Origin of the sequence: Morganella sp. GD04133, from assembly GCF_029835375.1 — a bacterium.
In the GTDB taxonomy this organism is placed as follows: Bacteria; Pseudomonadota; Gammaproteobacteria; order Enterobacterales; family Enterobacteriaceae; genus Morganella; species Morganella morganii_B.
In genome coordinates this window covers 1-1,897 of sequence record NZ_JAODZS010000083.1, presented here as the reverse complement: position 1 = coordinate 1,897, position 1,897 = coordinate 1, and the positions used below count along the sequence as shown (strand labels likewise).

The window sequence follows — 1,897 nt, the reverse complement described above, 5'->3', positions numbered from 1 at the left end:
ATCACTTCAGCAGCTTTCCCGATAAAACGCGTACCGGTACGAAGGTGAAAACATCAGCATCTGGTCGGGAGGCCCGCCGTGGAATGCCAACTGTGCAGCAAAGAACTGGCCGACGATGAAGTTTACGTGTGCGACCAGTGCGCCGGTGAATGTCCGCATCTGGAAGTAGTCGAGAAGATAAAAGGAGATGGTGAGAGTGGCAAAGCAACCGCGGCGAAAATGCCTGATATGCCGGGCATGGTTTCACCCGAAGTATGACAATATCGAATGGTGTTGCCCTGAGCATGGACTGGAACTATCACAACGGCGAAGGCAAAAGGCAGCAGAGAAAGCACTGGCAAAATTGAAGAAGGAGCGAAGGCAGCAGGAACGTGAAGCAAAAGACAAACTCAAAATCCGCAAGTTAGCAGTAAAACCCCTCTCATATTTCGCAAAACAAGCACAGACCGCATTCAACGCATACATTCGCGAACGGGATAAAGACCTTCCGTGTATCAGCTGTGGTCGTCACCACACAGGGCAGTATCACGCCGGGCACTACCGAACCACCGGAGCCAATCCGGAACTGCGGTTTGATGAGGATAACGTCCATAAGCAATGCGCCCCATGTAATAACCATCTATCAGGAAACATCGAAAACTATACGCCGCGGTTGATTGAGAAAATCGGTCAGGAACGCTTCGACCGTCTGATAGGGAAACATGAGTTGCCGAAGTGGAAGCGTGAGGACTACGAACGGATCCGGGATGAGTACCGGCGGAAACTGAAGGAGCTGAAGAATGCGACCTGAAATCACATCGATACCGGAAATGCTGATCAAGCACTACGGAAACATGACTGCACTGGCGAGAGAGCTGGAAATAAACCGGAACACCGTCAGGAAGTTTCACCGTGATACCCGGTGTGAAATGCACGTTATCTACAACGGCGTACTGATGACCAAATCCAAGATGAAAGGCAATCAGGGGAAAGAGCAATGAGAGATAGTGTTTCTTATACGGCAGTTGCTAATTCACCAAGAAAATCTCACCTCGGGAAGGCGCGGCAATTAACTCCGGCTCAAGACCGGTGGGTTAGAGCCATTATCACGGTGTGGGCTGACGAAATGCGCGGTAGTGACAGTCCTGGTTATGGTGGGTGTGATGGGGTATGGCGATTTTTAACGGGCTGGTCTGTGGAAAATCTGGACAGGTTTACCGATGCCTTCAACTCTCTTCGAAAACTTGGATATAAGGGAGAGGAATTACTGAAGAAAGCGCAGTCAATATTATTTCCAAAACAATCACTCAGCCGCATGTTTCAGCGCGCCAACGATGTAGATGAAGCTGACTTTGTCGAGAAATCAATATTGAAAGCCTTCGATAAAACCAATCCCGTATATGTAATCGCTACTGATTACTATCTTCACAGAGAAACAATGCAAAATCTCGCAAATTATATGCAGGAAAAAATAGCTCCATGGCTAACGATAAAACAATGCACAGACCGGGTTAGATGGTGCATTAGTTTATTTAATGCAAGAGTCTATATGGTTATGCAGGATGAAATAGCCAGAGAGCGCGTGATAAAAGGAGAGTCGTCAGAAAATATATCAAAAATAACTTGAAAAAAAGTTATGGACGTGTATATTTGTGATATGCTCGGGCAGTAAAGCAAAGAGCAGGTAACAGGGTAAAAGAGGCGGCTCCTGTTATCGATACCGCCTAGTTCGTCACTTCGCCGCAGGGCTGGGACTCGAACCGTATCGGCTGAGAGGTCGAAAGAATGCAGAGCGAGGAAGTAAGTAAACGGCGCACACCGGCGGGAAACCGGCCTTGTGTCGAAGCATGCATGACAGCCCTCTCCGGAGGGCTTTTTCATATCTGCAACTTGTAAGAGTTACTTACAGGTTCAACCA

At 48.0% G+C, this 1,897-nt stretch carries 3 protein-coding genes; all 3 read left to right on the top strand.

Annotated features, from left to right (window positions below; all coding sequences use genetic code 11):
• The first annotated feature begins 196 nt into the window (after positions 1-196).
• Genes N7387_RS21120 through N7387_RS21110 form a run of 3 tightly spaced genes read left to right on the top strand, consistent with a single transcriptional unit; the run spans position 197 to position 1,606 of the window.
• On the top strand, positions 197-790 hold the full coding sequence (locus N7387_RS21120; RefSeq protein ID WP_279800932.1) for a recombination protein NinG: 594 nt from the start codon (positions 197-199) through the stop codon (positions 788-790).
• Positions 780-980: a NinH gene (locus N7387_RS21115; RefSeq protein ID WP_279800931.1), complete on the top strand. Its 201-nt coding sequence runs from the start codon at positions 780-782 to the stop codon at positions 978-980. The genes N7387_RS21120 and N7387_RS21115 overlap by 11 nt, the downstream gene beginning before the upstream one ends.
• Positions 977-1,606 (top strand): hypothetical protein, encoded by a 630-nt coding sequence (locus N7387_RS21110; protein WP_279800930.1) that lies wholly within the window; start codon positions 977-979, stop codon positions 1,604-1,606. Before N7387_RS21115 ends, N7387_RS21110 begins: the two co-directional genes overlap by 4 nt.
• Positions 1,607-1,897: the final 291 nt, after the last annotated feature.